This is a genomic window from Streptomyces sp. NBC_01571 (assembly GCF_026339875.1).
Taxonomy (GTDB): Bacteria; Actinomycetota; Actinomycetes; order Streptomycetales; family Streptomycetaceae; genus Streptomyces.
Genome location: NZ_JAPEPZ010000006.1, coordinates 22,836 through 41,768 on the forward strand (window position 1 = coordinate 22,836; position 18,933 = coordinate 41,768).

At 67.9% G+C, this 18,933-nt stretch carries 21 protein-coding genes and 1 pseudogene; 13 read left to right on the forward strand and 9 right to left on the reverse strand.

Going from position 1 to position 18,933, the window contains the following annotated elements:
- Positions 1-54 precede the first annotated feature (54 nt).
- The 5 genes from OHB41_RS50700 to OHB41_RS50720 all read right to left on the reverse strand — a co-directional run bounded on the left by OHB41_RS50700 (position 55) and on the right by OHB41_RS50720 (position 5,135).
- Entirely contained in the window at positions 55-1,722 is a 1,668-nt protein-coding gene (locus OHB41_RS50700; protein WP_266709390.1) for a helix-turn-helix domain-containing protein, read from the reverse strand.
- Positions 1,723-1,742: 20 nt separating this feature from the next.
- Positions 1,743-3,134, reverse strand: coding sequence for a replicative DNA helicase (locus OHB41_RS50705; RefSeq protein ID WP_266709392.1), 1,392 nt, complete (start codon positions 3,132-3,134; stop codon positions 1,743-1,745).
- Positions 3,135-3,208: 74 nt separating this feature from the next.
- Entirely contained in the window at positions 3,209-4,255 is a 1,047-nt protein-coding gene (locus OHB41_RS50710; protein WP_266709394.1) for a hypothetical protein, read from the reverse strand.
- Positions 4,252-4,599 carry a hypothetical protein gene (locus OHB41_RS50715; RefSeq protein ID WP_266709396.1) on the reverse strand — a complete coding sequence of 116 codons (348 nt, stop codon included), beginning with the start codon at positions 4,597-4,599 and terminating at the stop codon, positions 4,252-4,254. Before OHB41_RS50715 ends, OHB41_RS50710 begins: the two co-directional genes overlap by 4 nt.
- 272 nt (positions 4,600-4,871) lie before the next feature.
- Positions 4,872-5,135, reverse strand: coding sequence for a helix-turn-helix transcriptional regulator (locus OHB41_RS50720; protein ID WP_266709398.1), 264 nt, complete (start codon positions 5,133-5,135; stop codon positions 4,872-4,874).
- Positions 5,136-5,255: 120 nt separating this feature from the next.
- Here OHB41_RS50720 and OHB41_RS50725 point away from each other — a divergent pair, with 120 nt between their 5' ends.
- Both OHB41_RS50725 and OHB41_RS50730 read left to right on the forward strand, forming a co-directional pair.
- Positions 5,256-5,900 carry an HAD family hydrolase gene (locus tag OHB41_RS50725; RefSeq protein ID WP_266709400.1) on the forward strand — a complete coding sequence of 215 codons (645 nt, stop codon included), beginning with the start codon at positions 5,256-5,258 and terminating at the stop codon, positions 5,898-5,900.
- A gap of 10 nt (positions 5,901-5,910) precedes the next feature.
- Entirely contained in the window at positions 5,911-6,750 is an 840-nt protein-coding gene (locus tag OHB41_RS50730; RefSeq protein WP_266709481.1) for a DUF1932 domain-containing protein, read from the forward strand.
- 7 nt (positions 6,751-6,757) lie between these two features.
- Here OHB41_RS50730 and OHB41_RS50735 read toward each other — a convergent pair whose 3' ends face one another.
- The 4 genes from OHB41_RS50735 to OHB41_RS50750 form a co-directional block, all read right to left on the reverse strand.
- Complete coding sequence (locus OHB41_RS50735) at positions 6,758-7,309, reverse strand: phosphotransferase-like protein (RefSeq protein ID WP_266709402.1); 552 nt, start codon at positions 7,307-7,309, stop codon at positions 6,758-6,760.
- A 35-nt stretch (positions 7,310-7,344) separates the two neighbouring features.
- Entirely contained in the window at positions 7,345-8,355 is a 1,011-nt protein-coding gene (locus OHB41_RS50740) for a P-loop nucleotide/nucleoside kinase family protein (protein WP_526025128.1), read from the reverse strand.
- A gap of 190 nt (positions 8,356-8,545) precedes the next feature.
- A complete protein-coding gene (locus tag OHB41_RS50745) occupies positions 8,546-9,253 on the reverse strand; it encodes a P-loop nucleotide/nucleoside kinase family protein (RefSeq protein WP_266709406.1) in 708 nt (235 codons plus the stop codon).
- A complete protein-coding gene (locus OHB41_RS50750) occupies positions 9,250-10,008 on the reverse strand; it encodes a GntR family transcriptional regulator (protein WP_266709408.1) in 759 nt (252 codons plus the stop codon). The genes OHB41_RS50745 and OHB41_RS50750 overlap by 4 nt, the downstream gene beginning before the upstream one ends.
- A gap of 341 nt (positions 10,009-10,349) precedes the next feature.
- On the opposite strand from OHB41_RS50750, the gene OHB41_RS50755 reads away from it, so the two are divergent.
- The 11 genes and pseudogenes from OHB41_RS50755 (at position 10,350) to OHB41_RS50805 (ending at position 18,933) form a co-directional block, all read left to right on the forward strand.
- A complete protein-coding gene (locus tag OHB41_RS50755) occupies positions 10,350-11,204 on the forward strand; it encodes a hypothetical protein (RefSeq protein WP_266709410.1) in 855 nt (284 codons plus the stop codon).
- Positions 11,205-11,517: 313 nt separating this feature from the next.
- The gene (locus OHB41_RS50760; RefSeq protein WP_266709412.1) at positions 11,518-12,153 is read left to right on the forward strand and encodes a hypothetical protein; all 636 of its coding nucleotides are present in this window, start codon (positions 11,518-11,520) and stop codon (positions 12,151-12,153) included.
- A gap of 183 nt (positions 12,154-12,336) precedes the next feature.
- The gene (locus OHB41_RS50765) at positions 12,337-12,513 is read left to right on the forward strand and encodes a hypothetical protein (RefSeq protein ID WP_266709414.1); all 177 of its coding nucleotides are present in this window, start codon (positions 12,337-12,339) and stop codon (positions 12,511-12,513) included.
- 200 nt (positions 12,514-12,713) lie between these two features.
- Positions 12,714-12,938 carry a DUF5999 family protein gene (locus tag OHB41_RS50770; protein ID WP_323138646.1) on the forward strand — a complete coding sequence of 75 codons (225 nt, stop codon included), beginning with the start codon at positions 12,714-12,716 and terminating at the stop codon, positions 12,936-12,938.
- A complete protein-coding gene (locus OHB41_RS50775) occupies positions 12,931-13,059 on the forward strand; it encodes a hypothetical protein (protein WP_266709418.1) in 129 nt (42 codons plus the stop codon). The genes OHB41_RS50770 and OHB41_RS50775 overlap by 8 nt, the downstream gene beginning before the upstream one ends.
- Positions 13,060-13,133: 74 nt before the next feature.
- A complete protein-coding gene (locus tag OHB41_RS50780; protein ID WP_266709420.1) occupies positions 13,134-14,333 on the forward strand; it encodes a hypothetical protein in 1,200 nt (399 codons plus the stop codon).
- A 216-nt stretch (positions 14,334-14,549) separates the two neighbouring features.
- Positions 14,550-16,130, forward strand: a complete 1,581-nt coding sequence (locus OHB41_RS50785; protein ID WP_266709422.1) for a hypothetical protein — start codon at positions 14,550-14,552, stop codon at positions 16,128-16,130.
- A gap of 132 nt (positions 16,131-16,262) precedes the next feature.
- Positions 16,263-16,751 (forward strand): annotated as a pseudogene (locus OHB41_RS50790) (lytic transglycosylase domain-containing protein); the annotation flags it as partial.
- Between the two features lie 164 nt (positions 16,752-16,915).
- On the forward strand, positions 16,916-18,118 hold the full coding sequence (locus OHB41_RS50795) for an ISAs1 family transposase (RefSeq protein WP_266705556.1): 1,203 nt from the start codon (positions 16,916-16,918) through the stop codon (positions 18,116-18,118).
- Entirely contained in the window at positions 18,115-18,651 is a 537-nt protein-coding gene (locus tag OHB41_RS50800) for a C40 family peptidase (protein ID WP_266709424.1), read from the forward strand. Before OHB41_RS50795 ends, OHB41_RS50800 begins: the two co-directional genes overlap by 4 nt.
- Positions 18,652-18,654: 3 nt before the next feature.
- Positions 18,655-18,933: a hypothetical protein gene (locus tag OHB41_RS50805; protein WP_266709426.1), complete on the forward strand. Its 279-nt coding sequence runs from the start codon at positions 18,655-18,657 to the stop codon at positions 18,931-18,933.

Sequence of the window (18,933 nt, forward strand, 5' to 3'; positions counted from 1 at the left end):
GGCACTTTCGCATTTCCGCCCCAAAGCCAGCCGTACCCAAGTGAAACGGCGAGGCTAGGAGGGGCCGTCAGGGGCGTTCTTGGCCTGCCGTGGATCATCGGTGTCGCTGCCGAAGGTGTAGACGTCTTTGACCTTCACCTCGGTGACGCCGCGGCCCTCGGGGAAGACGGCCCGCCAGTCGCCGATGACGTGGAGTTCGTCGGTGCCCATGGCGCGGACCACCATGAGGCCTTCGTCGTAGGCCTTGAACGCTTTCGTCCACAGGTTGGCGAAAGCCTGGGAGCGGATGAGGTGCATCCAGTCGGTGCGGTAGAGCTCGCGGTTGTAGTTCGACTCCCCCAGCGTGGACACGAACTTGGAGTACATCGCCTTCACGTACTCCAGCGTCACCACGTCGTCGTCGGCGATCGCCCGGTCGCGTGCGTCCTTGAGCGCGGTGCGGAATTTCTCCAGCAGGCCCTCTGTCGCACCGGACGTCCACGACTCGTGGATCTCCGGCGGGTCGCACAGCCCGTACTTCGGACCCGACACCCGCAGCAGAAGCCGCAGCGTCGGCTCGGTCACCCACAGCGGGCCGGGCTCGTCACGCTGGCCGACCGGGTTGGGCAGGACCGCATCGTGCTCCCAGACCGGCGGGGTGATCAGGTGCAGGCCAGAACGCTTCCTGTCGTGGTGGTTGCCCTCGCTGTGTTCGAGCTGTCCGAGCGGCAGGTGGGTCTTGAGGGCGGACAGGTAGGCGCCGTTGATGTCCAGCGCGGTCACCTCGTGTGCGCCGGCCGGGAGTTCGGCCCGTGTCCATTTGGGGCGTGCTTCCCAGACCTGGTCGGCGCCGCGTGCGGTCTGCTTGCGCAGGATGTCCGGCAGCCACGGGTGCGCGACGATGTCGTAGCGGCCGCCCTTGCGGGTGTGGTCGAGCAAGGCCATCGCGTCCGGGATCGCCCGCTTCACGAGCGCGGCGGTCGCCGCCTCCACATCACCGCCGTGCTCCGCCAGGGCACCATCGACTGCGGACCGGATCGGGTCGGGCATGTCCGCAGCGGCCTGCACGCGACGACCGACCGGAGCAACCTTCACACCGCGGCCGCCACCCCGAGCACCCTGCCAACCGCCCCGGCCAGAGCGGTCCGCCTGTGCCGGACGCTGCGGCGGGACCGCCCGCGCCGGGCGGGCAGCCCGCTCGGGCGCAGCAGGCGCGGCGGCCGGTGCGGGCGCAGCAGGCGCGGCGGCCGGTGCGGGCTGGGCGAGGCCTGCGTCGACCGTGGGTGCGGCAACGGGTGCCGGTGCGGCGGCCGTGCAGTCGCCGGGGTCCAGGTGCTGGGGGAATCCTTCGACCTGGTGGCGGGCGGGCTGTCCGCACAGCACGCACGGCTGCGGTGCGGCCAGCTCGTCGACGTCGTCCAGGACGTCGGCCTGGCCCTCGCTGACAGCCGCGTCGGCGGAGGTGTCACCGGCCGTCGAGGGATCCGCGGGCTTGGCGGCGTTCAGCTTCAGCACGGCGCCCTCGAGGAAGTACGCGTACTTCTTCCGCACCTCACCGCCCGGCTCCCGGCCCGTCTCCCAGCCGCCGACTGTCGACGCGCTGACCTTGAGCGCGGCAGCGACCTGGGCACGCGAGAGGTGGAGTTCCTCGCGCAGCCGGCGCCGTTCCTCGGCGGGTGGCAGCGGGATCTGCTCGATGGTCGCGGTGGCGAGGAGGGCGTCGATCGCAGCGTTGTCGTCCATCGTCAGTCCTTCCCGGCCGGTCACGTCTGGGCCATGTTGACGAAGCGGGAGTAGTGCATCTGTGCGGCTGCGGAGACCGTTGCGCGGGGGCCGAAGCGGTTCTTTTCGATCACGAGGTCGACCTCACCGGCGCGCGGGGATTCGGGTTCGTTCATGTCGGGGCGCTCGATTTTGATCACGACGCTTGCGTCGTTCTTGATGGCCCTCGACTCGCGCATCATGCCGTCCTCGTTCAGCTGCGAGAGGGCGATGACGTGGCAGTCGAGCTGCACGGACAGGTTTTTGAGGCCGCGTGAGACGGCGGCAACGGCCTGTTCCCGGGTGATGTTGCGAGCCTGTTCGATCTCCACCAGTTGGAGATAGTCCACGACCAGGAGGTCCAGGCCGTCGGCGCGGACGCAGGCGCGGGCCGCGGATTCGATGTCGTGCAGGGCTGCGCTGTCGGGCCGGTACACCCGTAGCGGCAGCGTCCGAAACAGCTCCCGTCCGAGGCGTTCGACTGTTTTCCAGTCGTCGGCGGTGAGGCCGCCCTGCTGGGTGAGGTGGTGCATGGGCAGCCTGCCCTCGGCTGCGGCGATCTTCTGCATCAGCTCGGTGCTGCTCATCTCCAGCGAGGAGAACATCACCTGCGCGCCGGCCTTGGCGGCAGTGACCGCCGCGTTCAGGGCCAGCGTGGACTTCCCCACGCCGGAAGCAGCCGCGATGATCGTGACGTTGCCGGGGCGCATGCCGCAGGTAACGGCGTCCAGGTCGCTGATCCCGTAGGGCAGGCCGATCTTCCGACCGTCCTGGATCTCTTCCAGCTCGGCCACGAAGTCCAGGTACAGGTCATCCACGACCGGCGGGGCGGCGTGCAGGCCCGGCATACCGGCGACGATCGCGGTGAACTCCTGCTCGACGAGGCTGCGGACGTCGTCCTCGTCGCCTTCCTCGCTGTAGGCGTACTGGAGAACCTTCTGAGCCGACTCGATCGCCGCGCGCCGGTAGGCCTTGGCGCGGACGATCTCCGCGTAGTGCGCGCCGTTCGCGACCGTGGGCACGGCCTCGACACAGGCGTGCAGGTACGCGGCTCCGCCGGCCTTGGCCAGCTCGCCGCGCTCGGTGAGCCGCGCGGCAACGGTGACCGGGTCCACCACCTCGGTCTCCTGGTGAAGGTCGCAGATGGCCCGGTGGATCGTGGTGTGGGCGGGCCAGTAGTACTCCCCGGCGGTGATGCCGGTCTCCAGGGTCTCCGCGAAATACCGTGCGGCGGCCCCGGTGCTGGACATCAGGGTGCCCAGGACGGCCTGCTCGGCTTCGAGGTTGTGCGGCGGCGTGCGCAGAACCTCACGGCTCCGGTTGGCACCGCCCTGCTCGCTGATGTCGGGCGGTGCGGAGCGGCTCTGTGCGGGAAGGTCCCGGGTGCTGGACACTGGGGGTCTCCTGTTCGGATGCGTCGGGCAGGGGATACGGGTCGGACCGTTGCAGCGGTCCGGCCCGCCGTGTTTTAGGCCGTGATGCAGGGAATGCAGCGATTCCCCGCCCGGTAGGTCGGGTGCTTGGGGCACATGCCGTCCGTTGTCGCGCCCGGCGGTCGCGCGGCTTCCGCCTCAGCCGCAACGACGGCGTAGCGGGGCAGATTCGGGATGCGGTCACCCGCCAGCAGCCGGTACGGGTTGCTGACCTTGTGCGGATTCTTCGTCAGCTGCCGGATCAGCAAGCCGCGATCAACCACACCGATCTCCGGCCAGCCCTGAGCAGCCATCACCGTCAGCAGCTTCGGCGCCAGCTTGCCCGCGTTCAACCTGCCCTGCGTCCACGGCGCAGGAAGCAGCTCCAACACGTCCGCCGCAACCCGAAGGTCGTCCTCGGAGCAGACAGCTCCCTCCCCCTCCTCCCGTGGTGACGGCAACCCCGTGGGACCCCCGGTGTTCGTGAGGGGGTAGGGGGAGGAGGTAGTTACCTCCTCCGGGGGGTGTGGGGGGGGAGAAGCGGATCGCGGGTTTTCCGCGTTTCGGCTCTGACCTGGCGAAACGCGGGTTTCCAGATCGCGGGTTTCCCGCGATTCGCTTCCGGACTGCGGGTTTTCCGCGTTTCGGCTCTGACCTGGCGAAACGCGGGTTTCCCGCAGTCCGTGGGGGAGGGGATCGCGGTTTTCCCGCACTTCGGCGTTGACCTGCACAGATGCCGCGATGCCCAGGTCGACGTACTGAGTGTTGTTGGCAGGGTTCCGGTACACCCGGGTGACCCACGTAGGGCGACTGGTGGCCTCGTCGAAAGCGGGGACACGAGCGAGGTGGCCGGCGTCCGTCAGACGTTTCGAGATGGCGTTGTACCGGTCCTTGCCCATCTTCCAGCCTTGCGCCTGGAGGTCCCGGCGGATTGCTTCCATGGTCGACGGCAGGCGGGGGTCGCGCAGCAGAAGTTCCGCAAGGACACCGAGATCCTCAGGCTGCAGACCGGGCGTGCGGACAAGCTCACGGCGAAGGACCACCTCTTCAGGCGCCTCCCAGGCGCGCTCGAGGTAGCTGGAACCGAAGTCATCGGTGCTCATGCAGCACCGTCCAGGGTGACGAGGTCCTGGGTATGCAGGAAGTCCAAGGCGCGGCGTACGTCATCGATACGGACAGGCAAGCCGTCATCGCCGCGCATCGACTTGTTAGTCAGGAACGAGTACAGCGCCTCGGCGTCGCGAGGCTGGCCATCCAGCTCGTGGGCCCGGAAGGCCAGAAGCACCACCAGGCGCAGCGGCTCCTGGCCGCAGACCGAGAGTTCCTCGTACGAGATAGGGATGCCACCCTCGGCTGGCGGCTCGAAAGCAAGGGTGTACTCGGTCTCATCGTCGATGTTGAGACCGTCGGACATGGATGAGTCGAGCGGGTTGTGCTGGCTGTGCACTGGGTCATCTCCCCAGGTAGGGGAGCCGCGAAGGGCGCTGTGACCTACTTCTGAACCCGGAATAGTGGCGTTGCGCAGATTCCTGCGCATACTCTGGGTATAGGTGACCACGCGAGCCCAAGGGCTCACGGGTATCACCCGGCAGACGAGGTCACCTCGCTGCTACACGACTCAAGGACTTGTCAGGGTGCTGAGTCGGACGCTGTGAAGCGGTCCCCCGTTGTGGCGACGGAGGGGCCGCTTCGGCGTTTCAGCAGAGGTTTCGGTCGGTGTCAGTCCTGGCGGGTGCCCTCCAACTTTGCTGCGAGTCCGGCAAGGAGCCGCGCGTACGTCTGTCGGTGCGGCTGCCGAGGCTCCGCCCTGCCGGTCTCCCAGCGGGCCACCTGGACCCGATGGACGCCGAGGGCGTCGGCTACTTCGGCCTGCGTCAGATTTCCGGCGAGTCGCAGCCGGGCCCTCTCGGCGGGAGCCGGAAGGGCAACGGCCCTGTTCAAAAGGGACTCAACGGGCGCGGGAAGATCGTGCGTGGTCGACATGCGCCTCCCATCAGTAACTGGCGTCCTGAACGCTACACGAAAGAGATCGACTGTGGGGCCTACGCGAGGACTTGACGGCGTGTCGAGCCCGAGGAGGCCAGCATGCTTAGGCTTGCACCCATGCGGCTCGCCCTTTTCGATCTCGACAACACCCTGGTCAGTCGCACAACTGCTCTTCGCACAGCCATCGATGACCTGTGCAGCGACCGTGGGTACGGTCAGGATGTCGAGGCCTGGCTGCTGACGGAACTGGCTGAGCGAGCTGCTCCCGCTACCTTCTCCCGGCTGGTCACGACGTTCCGGCTGGCTGGCGACGGGCCGCAGCTGTGGGGCGCGTACGTCGATCGCATGGCGGCCGCCGTCACCTGCCGTCCCGAAGTACTTGAGAGCTTGGCGCGCTTGCGCGCGGCCGCATGGACGATCGGTGTCATCACCAACGGGGCCAGCGACATCCAGCGCGCCAAACTCGCCGCGACAGGCCTCACTGACTTGGTCGACGGCATCGCAGTCTCGGGCGATCTGGAGATCCGCAAACCTGACCTGCGCCTGTTCGAACTTGCGGCCGCCAACTGCGGTGTCAGTCTCGCGAACGGCGGCTGGATGGTCGGCGACAACCCGGCCGGAGACATCGGCGGCGGACACCAAGCCGGTCTGCGCACCATCTGGTTGCGTGGCCGCCCCTGGCCCGACGGACTCCCCGCTGCGAACCACGTCATTGATGACGTCACCGACGCCATCACCATCCTGCTCAACGAGACGGAGTAGCCCTGTGACCGTGGACCAGCCGACCGTCGGCATTCTCCACCCCGGCAGCATGGGCGCCGCGGTTGCCGCCTGCGCCTCAACCAACGCGGCCGCGGTCCTGTGGTGCGCGACCGGGCGCAGCCCCGCGTCCGTCGAGCGCGCTGCCCAGTTCGGGCTCGCGCCCGTGGCCACGCTGGCCGAACTGCTGGACCGCAGCGACATTGTCATCAGCCTCTGCCCGCCGGCCGCTGCCGAGGACCTGGCCCGCGACGTCGCCGGGCATCGCTTCGCCGGGGTGTACGTCGAGGCGAACGCGATCAGCCCCGAGCGCACGAATCGGATCGCCGCGCTGCTTGAACCTGACGCGACCATCGTGGACGGAGGGGTCGTCGGTTCCCCGCCGGTCGGCGGCAAGACGCCGACCCTGTACCTGTCCGGCCCCGCCTCCGCGACCGAGCACATTGAGGCTCTGTTCGCGCGCACCGACGTCCGGACGACGGTGCTGGGCCCGGAGGTCGGAAAAGCTTCCGCGCTGAAGCTGGCGTACGCGTCGTTCCAGAAGACGAGCCGGGTGCTGGTCGCGCTCGCGGTCGGCATGGCACGCGAGCACGGCGTCGACCAGGAGCTCGTCGACATCGCTTCCCGGCGCACCGACTCGTACCTCGCGGAACCCACGTACGTTGCCAAGGCCGCAGCCCGCGCCTGGCGCTGGGGGCCGGAGCTGGAGGAAGCCGCCGGCATGCTCGCGGCCGCCGGCCTCCCGCAGGAGATGCTGCGCGCGGCCGCGTCCACGCTGGCACGGTGGAACGACGTCAAGGACGACAGCGAACTCACGCTCACCGACGCCCTGGACCGACTCGCCCACCCATAGCCCGCCCTCATGCCGTCGCTGCCCCCGCCTGCTGCGCCAGCAGTTCGTCGACGAGCTGCGCCGTGTACTGCGGAGACGCCGACGTGGTGTCCACAGTCAGATCCCAGGTCATGTCGGGGTGCGCGTCCAGGTCGTCGCGGGTCGCTTCCCACGCCGTCAGGCGTGCTGCGGTGTCGCTGTCACCACGTTCCGCGGACCGCCGCGCGGTCACATTGCGTGGGCACCACAACAGCACCGCCAGCCAGTCGGCCGCGTAGCCGTCGACCAGCGCCTGGACGCCGTCCACCTGTCCGAGGTGCGCCACCGGCACACCGGCCGCGAATGCATCGTCCAGGCCGGGACGGTCGATGACGTATGTGTTGCCGTACCGGGTGTTCGCGTATACGACGTCGCCCGTGGCTTCGAGATCTCCCAGCTGCTCGGCTGTGCCCATCCGGTAGCCAGCAGACTTGCCCGTCCCGACCTTCAGCCGCATGAACTGCGCGTACTTGGAGTCGAGTTCGCTGAGCGCGGCGGTGACGGTGTCCTTGCCCGATGCTGGCGGGCCGTAAAGGATCACTCCCTGAGACAGGCGGCGATCTGGCTCTTGAGCGCTCACAGCGGCATCGCCCCGATCGCCTGCCGGGCCTGATCGGCGAGCGAGATGGCCGTGCCCAGCCTGTTATCCACCACCAGATGGGGGACTGCGGGACGCAAGTCCACGTCGATGGTCTGCAGGTACTCCTCCCAGCGTTCCAGCTTCCACGCATCCCGAGCAGCTCCGCGATGCGAGATGTACTCGTGCATCGACTCCACGTCGCACCGCACCCAGATCGGAGCGACATCCACACCCTGAGCTGAGCACTTGTTGATCAGCCTCTGCATCCACTCCTCATCGGCCAGTTCTGCGATGAAGGGGGCAGTCACGACAGTGGAGATACCGCAGTTCACATTCGAGTACAGGGCCTGCATCAGAGCTGCATATTCGGCTGGACGCACCTTCTGGCGGTAGATATCCGTGTGCCGATCATGTGCCTGCGATCCCAGTGACAACAGGAGGGGCTCCACCAGCGGGCGGGTCAGCGGGTCCTTGTCTACGAGCGGCCATCCGGTGAGATGCGTCAGGAACCGCGCGAACTCGGTCTTCCCACTGCCGGCGAAGCCGCCCACGAGCACGACACACGGCCTATGCGGGTCACCGCCGGTACGGCGCCGTTTCCACGCCTCCATCACCCGCTGCTGCCACTGGTAGCTGTCGAAGCCCCCGCCATCGGCAATCCGGGTCAACGCTCGTTCCACCGCGATGACATGGGAGCCGTTTCTCTGCTCCGGCAGCGGCGTCACATCGAACTGCGAGGTCTCTTCGCCCGGCAATGCTGGCCGGAACCCCAATGAGGGCTCCGTCGCGCGATAGAGGAGGCAGTAGACCCGCCGGTACGGGGGGCCCGGATAGCTCTCACCCGTCTCGTGCATGCTCAGCGTCTGAGGATTCGCAGCTGGCACCTCCAGCCCCGCTTCTTCCGCGATGAGACGTAGCCGCTCCCCAGTCTCCTCGAGTGTCAAGCCGTGAGCGGAGCGATGCTCGCGCAGCTTGTCCGGACGCCACCCCGCGCGTCGTCGTCCCACCCCTTGACCCTCCGTAAGCACCATGCTCGGGACCCTAAGTGCGAGGCCCCAAATCCCGTGTGTACGTACTCGTTGAAAACGCGTTGAGGAACTTCTGCACGGACTTGACGAGCTATCCGTGATGTTCTCCGACGCCTATTGCCGATGTGATGACCCCCACACAGCAACCAACTGGAGGGGAAGGTGGAAGTCAATGTGGACCGCCACCTGCGGGACGGGCTCGGTGAAGCTGCGCAAGTACGTGCTCCGTGTTTCCGTCGTACACGATGTGCGGTTCATCGTGGGCTGGAGGATGGAAGCGCCCTGCATGTCGAAGCAGATCTTCCTCGCTGAACGAGATGCTGTTCGCGTCAACCAGCGACTTCGCGTTGCGTTCACGGATGCGCTCCCAGCGCACCTCGTGAGGTGCGGGCAAGTAGATGAGCACGGGATCACCGCCAGCCTCCATCACGGTAGCCGCCCAAAGGGCACGTTCTTCTGGAGTCCAGAATCCGTGGTCGACTACGACCTCGTGACCGGCCGCCAGGAGCTGTTGTACCTCAAGGGCGATGTCCTTGAGAACGGGCGCCTCCCGGACGAGGAACTCGCCGCGAGGAAAGTCACGACCGTAGTGCCCGTAGCGGCGGAACATCTCCTCATCAGGACAAAGACGCGTGAACCCCGCCTTCTCCAAGGCGCGTGCCAGGGTCGTTTTCCCGGCACCCTGCAGGCCTGTCATGAGGATCCCGCGGGGCGCCGGCCCCGGCCGTCCGGCCAGAGCTTCGGAAATGCGGCTGATCTCGAATCGTCCTTCCAGAGTCAGGGTGTCATTGCATTCTGCCCGCATGAGTTCTCCGAGGCGGCGTTCAAGGCAGCGCACGAGGGCGTCGTCCAGAAGGACGGTGTCGCCCGCGCTCACTGGGTGACCTCGGTGAGGGCCCGACGGGTGCGGCCTGGCGCGCCTAGGTCCACGCCGTACTCCAGCAGTTCACCGTCGGCATCCAGGAATTGCGACGTCAATACGAGGATCGCGGCCACGGTGTCGGACTCCAGCTCAAGAAGCTCGAGGTCCCGGGCCGTTGCGATGCGGGCCCCTTCTTCGTCCGCCCGCTTCACTGCGTGGCGCCCGGTAGCCCGAGCGATCAGGTCGAGCGACAGCCCACCTTTGAGGCGCTCGCTCCGGATCAGCTCGGGGAGCACCTGCGCGAATTCAGCAGGGATCCAAGATGTGGAGTGGGAGACGATCCCATGAGCGTCACGGTATACACGGCTACGGCGAATCACGTCGTCACCGGGCGAAATGCCGAGCACGTGGGCAACATCCTCTGGGGCTCTGAGTATGCCGGCCGTGTGGCCGGACGATTTCTCGCCGACCCCCCATGCCGACTGAGTCTTGCCGCTTCGATTGTGGCGCTCCGAACCCGAAGCCAACGAAATGGGGCGGCCCACCACTTCAGTGCCGACACCCGGGATGCCTTGCACGAGTTTTTCTTCACGCAGCACTCGCATCGCTCGGTCGGCGGTCGCTGTGCTGACCTCCCATTCGGTGGACAGCGCCTTGATGCTGGGCAAGAGGTCACCCGGCGAGAGTTCCCCGGAGCTGATCAGGTCGCGGTAGTGGCCCGCGATGCGCGCGTAAGGCGGCCGGTTGTCGGCTCTGGGTGGCCCTGGCATGTGCCTTCGCCCTCCTTCAACTCTCTCTGGGTGCCTCACTATACCGCTTGACACCTGAGGGTACCTGATGCAACCTGATGCATGTCAGGCCTCGGCGATCCTCCGGGACACCGAGTAAGCACCACCGCTTAGCCGCAGGAAGCACTTCCCCCTGAAGAGGGGGAGGGCCAGGGTCGATGCACTACCAAATCCCCTGGGCCGGTCACCTGGCCGGATGCCTCCTTTGCACGTCGCAGCGCTGATGCGCTGTCCGATCAACCAGGCGCCGGCCTCGGTCGCGCCTGGTGGTCGGAGAGCACACCCGCGACGCAGCCCGCCCGCCTGCACCACGAGGAGCCCCCATGTCTGCGACTCTCGCGACCACCGAACAACCGACTGCGCGTAAGCGCCGCCGTAAGCCCCGCACCAAGGCAGTCAGCCCGTTGCCGGCGATCGTCGCGTCTGACCTTCCGCACGCCGAGATTGATCTGACGCCGGGCCGGGAGCACCTCGTGTGCCCCGACTGCAAGCGGTGGACGCCGATCACCGGCGTCCTGGGCACTCCCAAGCTCGTTCCCCACCACACTGAACGAGCGAAGTCCCGCACCGAGACGCTGCGCCGCTGCAGCGGTACCAACCGCAAGGTCGTCATCGACATCGCCATCGAGGACTGGCACAGCGAACGCACTCAGGCGGTAGCGATCGCGGAGGCGACCGCCGCCACCCGCCGCGCCACCAAGGTGCTGCCCAAGAAGTCCGCCGTCGTGCCGACGCCGGTGCAGCGCCTGGCGTCCATGCCCGCACCGAGCAGCCGTCTGCTGGCGGCGCAGGCCATGGCCCGGACCGCCGTGAATGAGCACCGCGCCAAGTGCAAGGTGTGCCGGACCGGTCAGACTCGCTGCCCTGACGGCCGGGAGCTGGAAATCCGGATGGGACACACGGACGGCTCGGTGCGACTGGCCATCGAGCAGCACGAGAGCGCGCTGCGAGCAGCTGCCGCGCCGTCGATTCCGCGCACCCAGCAGTGGCGCCGGGTCGACTCCCGGGTATCCCGCGTCGACACCCGCCGTCACGCACTGCCCGCTGAGATCACACCGCTCACCGACTTCCGTGGCCCCGACGTCCCGCTACTGCCTCAGGACCCGGACGCCCACGACCGGCGGCAGGCCGAACTCGGCATGAACCACGCCCGCAAGGCCGCGGCTCCGTCGGCCTGACCCACACCGAGACACAGGGAGACCACATGGACGACGTCACGTTCGAGGAGATGTGCGCCGACTACGAGGCCATGGACGACAAGGAATACGAGCAGGTCATGGCGGAGCTGGACGCCAGCAACGCCCGCCAGAACGACTAAGACGCAGCCTGCGCTGCGCGCCGCGTACCTCCACGACACGGGAGGTGCGCGGCGCAGTGCGCAGGACGCACTCCCCGCCCCGATCGGTGGCGGGGTCGCAACGCGACGAACCCCCAGGGGGCCATCCCTGGGGGTTCTTTGTCGCAGGTCCCTTCGCGAAAGGACTGACCTGCATGCCCAGCATGACAGCACTGATCAACCCTGCCGGGGCCGCCTCCCGTCCGGAGCTGCCGCGCCGTCCGATTCCGCACGAGCGGACGCCGGACCGGCTGACCCCGTCCGGTGGCCGACCGCACCCGCGCACCGCCCACGCGGCTGACCCGACGATCCTGGAGGCCCTGCGCCAGGTCGTCGAGCAGCAGATCGGCCCCCGCGAGCCGGGAGCGATCTACCAGAACAGCGATGGCGCGTTCGAGGTTCTCTCCGTCACCCGCAGCCCCGAGCGTGCCCGGGGTCTGCTCAACCGACGCTGTGCGCAGTGGGCGGTGATCGTCCGTGACGTGTTGCGCGCGGATGCTCAGCCGTTCGCGGTCGGGTCGGTGTGGACGTCCAGTGATCGTCTGGTCCGGTCGGCCACGGCGAGTCGGGCCCGGATGGCGGGTGACGCCTGCGGGTTGTGCGGGCGTTGGAGCTGCGACCCGAGCACCTGCCCGCCCTCGTCTGTCGTGCCGGCGACCGCCGCGCCCACGATGAGCGGCAACTTTCAGTGCGACATGTGTGGCGGTTGGTTCGGCGTCACCGGCGCCAGCCCTCAGGTCGGTGTGGTCACCGCCTGGACCTGCGGGGCCTGCCAGCGCAATCAGGCCTGAGGTTGTCGCACCTCATACGGGCGGCCCGGACGGCACAGCACCACGCCGCGCGGGCCGCCCGCTCTCTCGGCCCAGCTCACCCGGTCGCCCGCCGTCTCCTCGCTGTCGCCGCGGTGACGGCTGTTGGGGCCTGGGAGGCCGGCCACCTGGTCCACGACATCCACCCCCGCACGAAAGACCGCCGTGCCTGACGATCTGTACCGCCGCTACCAGGACGCGCACACCGCGCACCAGGAGCACGCCCGCACCTGCACCACCTGCACCGACACCAGCCACTGCCCCACCGGACAGCGCCTGTACGAGGCGTTCACCCGTCTCCAGGACGCCTACCTCAACCGTCAGCGCGCTCAACGGCGTTGACGATGCCCGGCCTGGCACCGCCACCTCTGCCAGGCCACCGACCCGCCGGCCCGGCCCCCGCGCGCAGCGTGCAGGGGCCGGGCCGGACGGTGTCCCGGAGCCAACTCACCCTGCCCTTTCCTCCGGAGGACTGCATGCGCACGATCCCGCTACAGGCCGCGCTGGACGACACCGGCCTGCACCACCGCCAGCCCCCGGCCCTGTGCCGTCACACCCCGGCCTGCCCGGCCGCCGACAGCAGCGACCGCGAGGCCGCCCGCACCGTGGCCGGCCACCCCGGCTGGAGTCTGCTGTGCAACGGCGTCCTGCTCTTCGACACCGGCGAGCTGCTCCCCACCGGGCAGATCATCGCCCCGCACCGGCCCGCCCCCGTCTACGACGTGCCGCCCCCGCGCCTGCAGCGTGAGGACTACGCCCGTGTCTGACGACTTTCAGGACCGTATGTTCCTGGCCAGCCAGGCCGTCTACGAGGCCATCGAGCGCGGCGAGGTCACCGACGTGGAGGCCGCGCTGATGGACGCCCACGCCGCGGCGTCCGAGGAATGACCGCTTCGCCGCGCACCCCTGCAGGGCGATACCGCCCTGCTCCCCACACATCCCGTACGGACAACGGAGACACCATGAACAAGGAGCAAGAGAAGGAAAAGTGGTACCGCCGGCGGCCCACCTCGCGTGGGCTGGTGCTCAGCATCCTGGGGATCGTCACCCTGGGAGTGGCCATCCTGTCGGTGGCGGTCAGCTACCAGATCCTCGAACCGCGGTTCGGAGGATGGGCGGTGCCGACCGTGGGCGCCCTGGACGCGCTGTGGGTGGTGTTCCAGGCAACGGAAATCCTGTCCGGCAACAACCGCAGCCGCGCCCGGCGCGTGCAGGTCGCCGGGCTGGCCCTGACCGTGGTCAACGCCGCCATCCCCACCGCCGATCTGATCCTGTCCAGGTCCGGCGCGTTCGATCTCGCGATGGTCCTCACGCCGATCGCCATCGTCGCGACCAAGGGCGCCTGGTGGATCGCGCTGCCCTCGCTCGGACGGAAGGTGTCGGCCGACACCCTGCAGGCCATCGCGACCAAGCGCCAGCAGGTCTCCGACCGCCTGGAGGCGATGGAGGCGGAGGCCGCGCACCGGATCGAGCTGCTCGAGCTCGCGACCACGCTGGAAGAGCGGGTGGCGAAGGCGGAGACGGCCTACCGCAAGTCGCAGCTCAAGACGCAGCAGACCATGACCGAGGAACTGCACGGCCAGGCAGAGGCCACGGCGAAGACCGTCGCGGACAAGGTGCTGCCCGCCACGGTCGCGGCGATCGAGCTGCCGGAACTCGGCACGTGGACGCCCACGGCGCCCGCGCTGCCCGTCACGGCAGGCCGTGACGCCTCCGGCCGTCAGCTGCCTGCCCTGCCGGGCGGGCGTGACGGATCCGGCACAGCCGGGACCGGCAGTCACGCTGGTCACGGCGATCCGGACGGAAACCGTCACGGTGTGGGTCACGGCGGGCGGGACACCGGCCGTGACGCCGTCACGGCCGCGCACCTTGCGCAGCTCGCGGCCGTCACGGGCGTGCCCACCCCCGAGCCCGGCGAGACGCTCACCGACGGACAGATGGACGTCGTGCTGCGGCACCTGCGCTACCGGGACGACCCGCCGGCCTCCTACCGCCAGGCCGTCGGCGACTACCGCGAATTGGGTTTCGTGGGCAGTGAGAAGCGGATCCGGCACGCCTGGGGAGCGCTGCTCTCCGCAGAGGAGACCGACACTCCGGCCGATGTCCCCGCCGACACCGAAACCGAAGAGGCCAAGGAGGAAGAGCCCGAGGACGCCGCCTGACCAGCCGTCCGGCACCACCAGTGAGGGCCAGCCCGTGATGTGCGGGCTGGCCCTTGCTGCGACTGCCGGAACCACAGCAGCACGCAGTCGACGCGGTGCAGACCCGGTGAGTGAACCGGCGAGCGAGACCACCAAGGTCTCGCAGACCCGGCAAGCAGACCCGGCGAGCACTGCCGAAAAACACAGGAAATCGAATACGCGTGCGAGTAATCTCGCATGTTCGCGATCATGGAATGGGGCGGGATGGGAAAGGGAAAACAGCAGGCCAGTGGCACCAGCGACGACACGTGGGGGCAGGCCGCGGGTGCGATCGGCACCCTCGTGATCGCGTTCGGCGTGCTCGCCGCGATCAAGGACAAGCTAGGCCTGTCCTGGCCGGCAACAGTTCTGGTCACCGGCGGATTTTTGGTCGCCATCGGCTACGCGGCCTGGCGCGTGCGGGTCCTCCTGCTGACCTGGAAGGCAGGCGGGAAGCCCGCAGCAGCCGAGAAGAGGCCCGCGGCCGCCATGGCGCAGGAAGCACCGGGCGGCGCCCAGGAGATGCCCACAGCGATGGGCCGGCTCCTTCAGCGCCTCGAAGTGCCCGTGGAGAGCGTGGAGTCTGTCCCGCACCCCACGGGTGAGGGGCACCTGGTCCGTGTCGCTGCACCGCACACGACCGCGTCTGTCACCCGGCTGAGGGAGTCCATCGCCTCAGAGCTGGACCTCACCCAGGAGCAGGTGAATTTCGCAGCGGTCGAAGGCAGCATCCGCAACGTACGGATGCTGATCGGCACCCCGTACACGCACATTCCGGAGCTGCCCGACCTGACAGCCCTGGACCTGGACGCCGACATTCCCCTCGGCTACGACCTGTGGGGAAACATCCTCACGATGCCGTCCCCTATCGGCAAGCACTTCCTGGTCGCAGGGGAGACCGAGGGCGGCAAAACATCGTTCCTGAAGTTCCTGGCCTACCTGTTTCTTCAGGCCGGGGGCCGCCTGGTCATCGTCGACGGAAAGCCCGACGCCGATTACGAAGATTTCCGGGAAGCCTGCGACTACTACGACAATTCCATGACGCATAAGGGTGTCATGGGCGCCCTGGACTATGTCCGGGAAGTCGCGGAACGCCGGGGCCGGTCGAAGCGTGACGGAGGCCGCCCGGAACCGATGCTCGTCATCATCGACGAAATCCTCACGTTCAAAGAGGATCCGGTCGAGGGACGGGAATTCGAGAGCGCGCTGAAAATCACCGCTTCCCAGGTCCGGTCGGCCCGCATTCTCGTCGCGTGCGCCACACAGCATCCCCGTGACGACGTCATTTCCACCGTCATCAAGAACAACCTGACGGTGCAGGTCGCGTTCAAGGTCATGTCGCAGGCGGCATCGCGCATGATTCTCGGCACCGTTCCGGACGGAGTGAACGCTGAACTCCTGCCCGCGTCCGCGCGAGGAACGTTCATCATCAAGGACCCGCGCGGAGTCCGCGAAATGCGAGGCCTGTTCATCACCGACCACATGATCCAGCAGGCCGTAAAGGTCCGCGTGGATGCAGTGGAGCCGAACGAGCACGCAAAAGCGGTTCTCGCCGCCTACGGGCAAGCCGATTTCCTGTCGACGGAAGAACTCGCACAAGCTCTCCGCGAGTGCGGATACGACATTCCTGACGGGTCGCAATCGATGGGCGTAGCTGTCCGCGACGTGATCGTCAGCGGGTTCGGAGCGGCACCGGACGTCGTGCAGACAGGCCCCGCCGGCGCCCGCCGCAGGGGACGTCACAAGGCAGATCTGCTCGCTCTGCTTGCTCGTGCATGACCTCGCCACCTGCTCGTGCACCACTCGCACACATCGAGCGAGTGCACGAGCGGTGCACGAGCCCTGCACAAGCACCTGCACGAGCACTGACCAGCGAAAACACCCACAACCGCAAGAAGGGGGGATCCGCCCTTGAGAGCCTCGGTAGCGGTCACGGTGGGGGTCGGGGCAACCGCGGCCGTCGTGGTGGCCGCGCTCGTCCAGGCCGCCGGCGACGACCCCGTCATGGGAGCAGCCCTCAGCCTGTCCATCCCATCCCAATACCGCTCCCTCGTACAGGACGCAGGAAACACCTGCCCCGAGGTCACACCCAATCTCCTCGGCGCCCTGCTCACACAGGAATCCGGCTTCAACCCGAAAGCACACTCGCCCGTCGGAGCGGAGGGTGTCGCGCAGTTCATGCCGTCCACGTGGGAAACCCACGGAATCGACGGCAACGGCGACGGAAAACGCGACGTATGGGATCCCGAAGACGCGATCCCCTCCGCCGCGAAATACCTGTGCGATATCGCCAAGGACGTCAAAGACGTCCCCGGCGATGCGCAGAACAACATGCTCGCCGCCTACAACGCGGGATCCGGAGCCGTCAAAAAGTACGGCGGCGTCCCTCCGTACAAGGACAGGGCGGCTGCAAGTTCCGGGGTGGTGAGGGTTGGCCGGGCTGTCGTCGGTTGGGGTGGATAGCAGGGCAGGCACGGGTTTCGTGATCATTGTGGTTCCTACGCCCGATGATCACGAGGTGGCCCGTGCCTGCTGCCATATCTTCTCCGGTCCCTGCCGTGCTGATGAGGCTGGGTCCGCTGGACGCCGGTCAGGTCGCCGATCTGCGTTCCTACCTCGATGCGGTGCCCGATCCGCGCTCGCGGCGGGGCCGTTGGTACTCACTGACCGCGATCTTGCTGGTGTGCGCCTGTGCGGCCGTGTCGGGAGCGAGGAGCATCGAGGAACTCGCCGAGTGGGGCCAGCGCGCCTCGAACGCACTCCTGGTAGTGATCGGGATCCGGCGTCACCTGCTCGGCTGGCGACGCACTCCGTCACCGGCCACGATCGGCCGGGTGCTGGGGACCGTTGACGGTGACGCCCTGGACCGGGCGGTGGGCGCCTACCTCGCCGACCGGCACCGCGTCGCCACCGAGCCGGCCCACAGGCCATCGCCCTCGGCGTCCGGGCGGCCGTGTGTGATCGCTGTCGACGGCAAGACACTCAAGGGATCAGCCCGTCTGACCGCGAAGCGCCGGCATCTGCTCTCCGCGGTCACCCACGCCCCGGTCGTCACCCTCGCGCAGGTGGAAGTGGGCGCGAAGACGAACGAAACCACACATTTCCAACCGCTCCTGGCACCGCTGGACCTGGCCGGCACCGTCGTCACCTTCGACGCGCTGCACTCGGTCAAGGCGAACGTCTCCTGGCTGGTCGAGACGAAGAAGGCCCACTACATCGCCGTGATCAAGACCAACCAGCCGACCGCCCACAGCCAGCTCGCGGACCTGCCGTGGCGCGATATTCCCGTCCAGCACACCGCCTCCACCACCGGGCACGGCAGGCGCGAGTCCCGCTCGATCAAGACCTGCGCCGTCCCGGACGAACTCGGCGGGATCTCCTTCCCCCACGGCCGCCTGGCCATCCGTGTCCACCGCCGCCGCAAGCAAACCGGCCAGCGCGAGACCCGGGAGAGCCTCTACGCCGTCACCAGCCTCGACGCCCACCAGACCGGCCCCGCCGGCCTTGCCACCGCGATCCGCGGGCACTGGGGGATCGAGAACTCCTCACACCACATCAGGGACGTCACCTTCGCCGAAGACGCCTCCACCGTCCACACCGGCACCGCACCCCGCGCCATGGCAACCCTCCGCAACCTCGCCATCGGTGTCCTGAAGACCCTCGGATCCGACAACATCGCCAAAACCACCCGAGCGATTCGAAACGAACCCGAACGAGCACTTCACATCCTGGGCATCACAACCGAACCAGACACCTACGGAACTTGATCAAGCCCTGGTACAAGGAGACACAGAACTACGTCTCCTCGATCTCCGCACTCGCCAACACTCCCGCCCCTAGCGGCGGAAAGAAAGCCACCACCACACAGGCCGCCACCGCCATCCAGATAGCGGCCCAGATGATCGGCAAGCCGTATTCGTGGGGAGGCGGCACCGCACACGGACCGAGCACCGGCGTGTGCTGCTCCCCCAACGGCCATTCCGGCACGAGCATCACCGGTTTCGACTGCTCGGGACTCACGCTCTACGCCTACGCGAAAGCGGGCATCGGCCTGCCTCGCACGGCAGCCCAGCAGTACGCCGCATCCGAGCCGGTAAAGCCCGGCGATGTCCGGCCAGGGGACCTCGTTTTCTACGGCACAAGCGCCGCCAGCATTCACCACGTCGGAATTGCCATCGGGGGCGGCTGGATTATCGACGCCCCGAGGCCCGGCACGAAAGTCCGCATCGACCCCATGGACACGATGACCGATCTGTTCGCCGTCGCACGTCCCGTCGCTCACCACACCAAGGAGATCTGAACCATGGCTGCCAAGTTCCTCAACCTCGCCAAGCCCGTCGACATGTCCACCGGCTTCAAGGACTTCTTCGACACCATCGGCCTGACCGGCGGAGGTCTGGTCACCAAGGCCATCGCCGCCATCATCGCGGTGATCGCGGTCAAGATGCTCTTCACCCTCGCCAACGACCCCAAGGGCGCCCTCCGCAAGGGATCGTTCGCGCTCGGCACCCTGTTCGTCGCCGTCGTCCTGGCCCTCTACGGCGACACCCTGTTCTCCACGGTCACCCAGGCCAAGGGCTGA

Bases quoted from the DNA above. Each gene is read 5' to 3' on its own strand.
- OHB41_RS50785 (WP_266709422.1), top strand. From the start codon at position 14,550: ATGTTCGCGATCATGGAATGGGGCGGGATGGGAAAGGGAAAACAGCAG.
- OHB41_RS50720 (WP_266709398.1), bottom strand. From the start codon at position 5,135: ATGTCGACCACGCACGATCTTCCCGCGCCCGTTGAGTCCCTTTTGAAC.
- OHB41_RS50750 (WP_266709408.1), bottom strand. From the start codon at position 10,008: ATGCCAGGGCCACCCAGAGCCGACAACCGGCCGCCTTACGCGCGCATC.
- OHB41_RS50710 (WP_266709394.1), bottom strand. From the start codon at position 4,255: ATGAGCACCGATGACTTCGGTTCCAGCTACCTCGAGCGCGCCTGGGAG.
- OHB41_RS50795 (WP_266705556.1), top strand. From the start codon at position 16,916: ATGAGGCTGGGTCCGCTGGACGCCGGTCAGGTCGCCGATCTGCGTTCC.
- OHB41_RS50760 (WP_266709412.1), top strand. From the start codon at position 11,518: ATGCCCAGCATGACAGCACTGATCAACCCTGCCGGGGCCGCCTCCCGT.
- OHB41_RS50700 (WP_266709390.1), bottom strand. From the start codon at position 1,722: ATGGACGACAACGCTGCGATCGACGCCCTCCTCGCCACCGCGACCATC.
- OHB41_RS50755 (WP_266709410.1), top strand. From the start codon at position 10,350: ATGTCTGCGACTCTCGCGACCACCGAACAACCGACTGCGCGTAAGCGC.
- OHB41_RS50725 (WP_266709400.1), top strand. From the start codon at position 5,256: ATGCGGCTCGCCCTTTTCGATCTCGACAACACCCTGGTCAGTCGCACA.
- OHB41_RS50780 (WP_266709420.1), top strand. From the start codon at position 13,134: ATGAACAAGGAGCAAGAGAAGGAAAAGTGGTACCGCCGGCGGCCCACC.
- OHB41_RS50805 (WP_266709426.1), top strand. From the start codon at position 18,655: ATGGCTGCCAAGTTCCTCAACCTCGCCAAGCCCGTCGACATGTCCACC.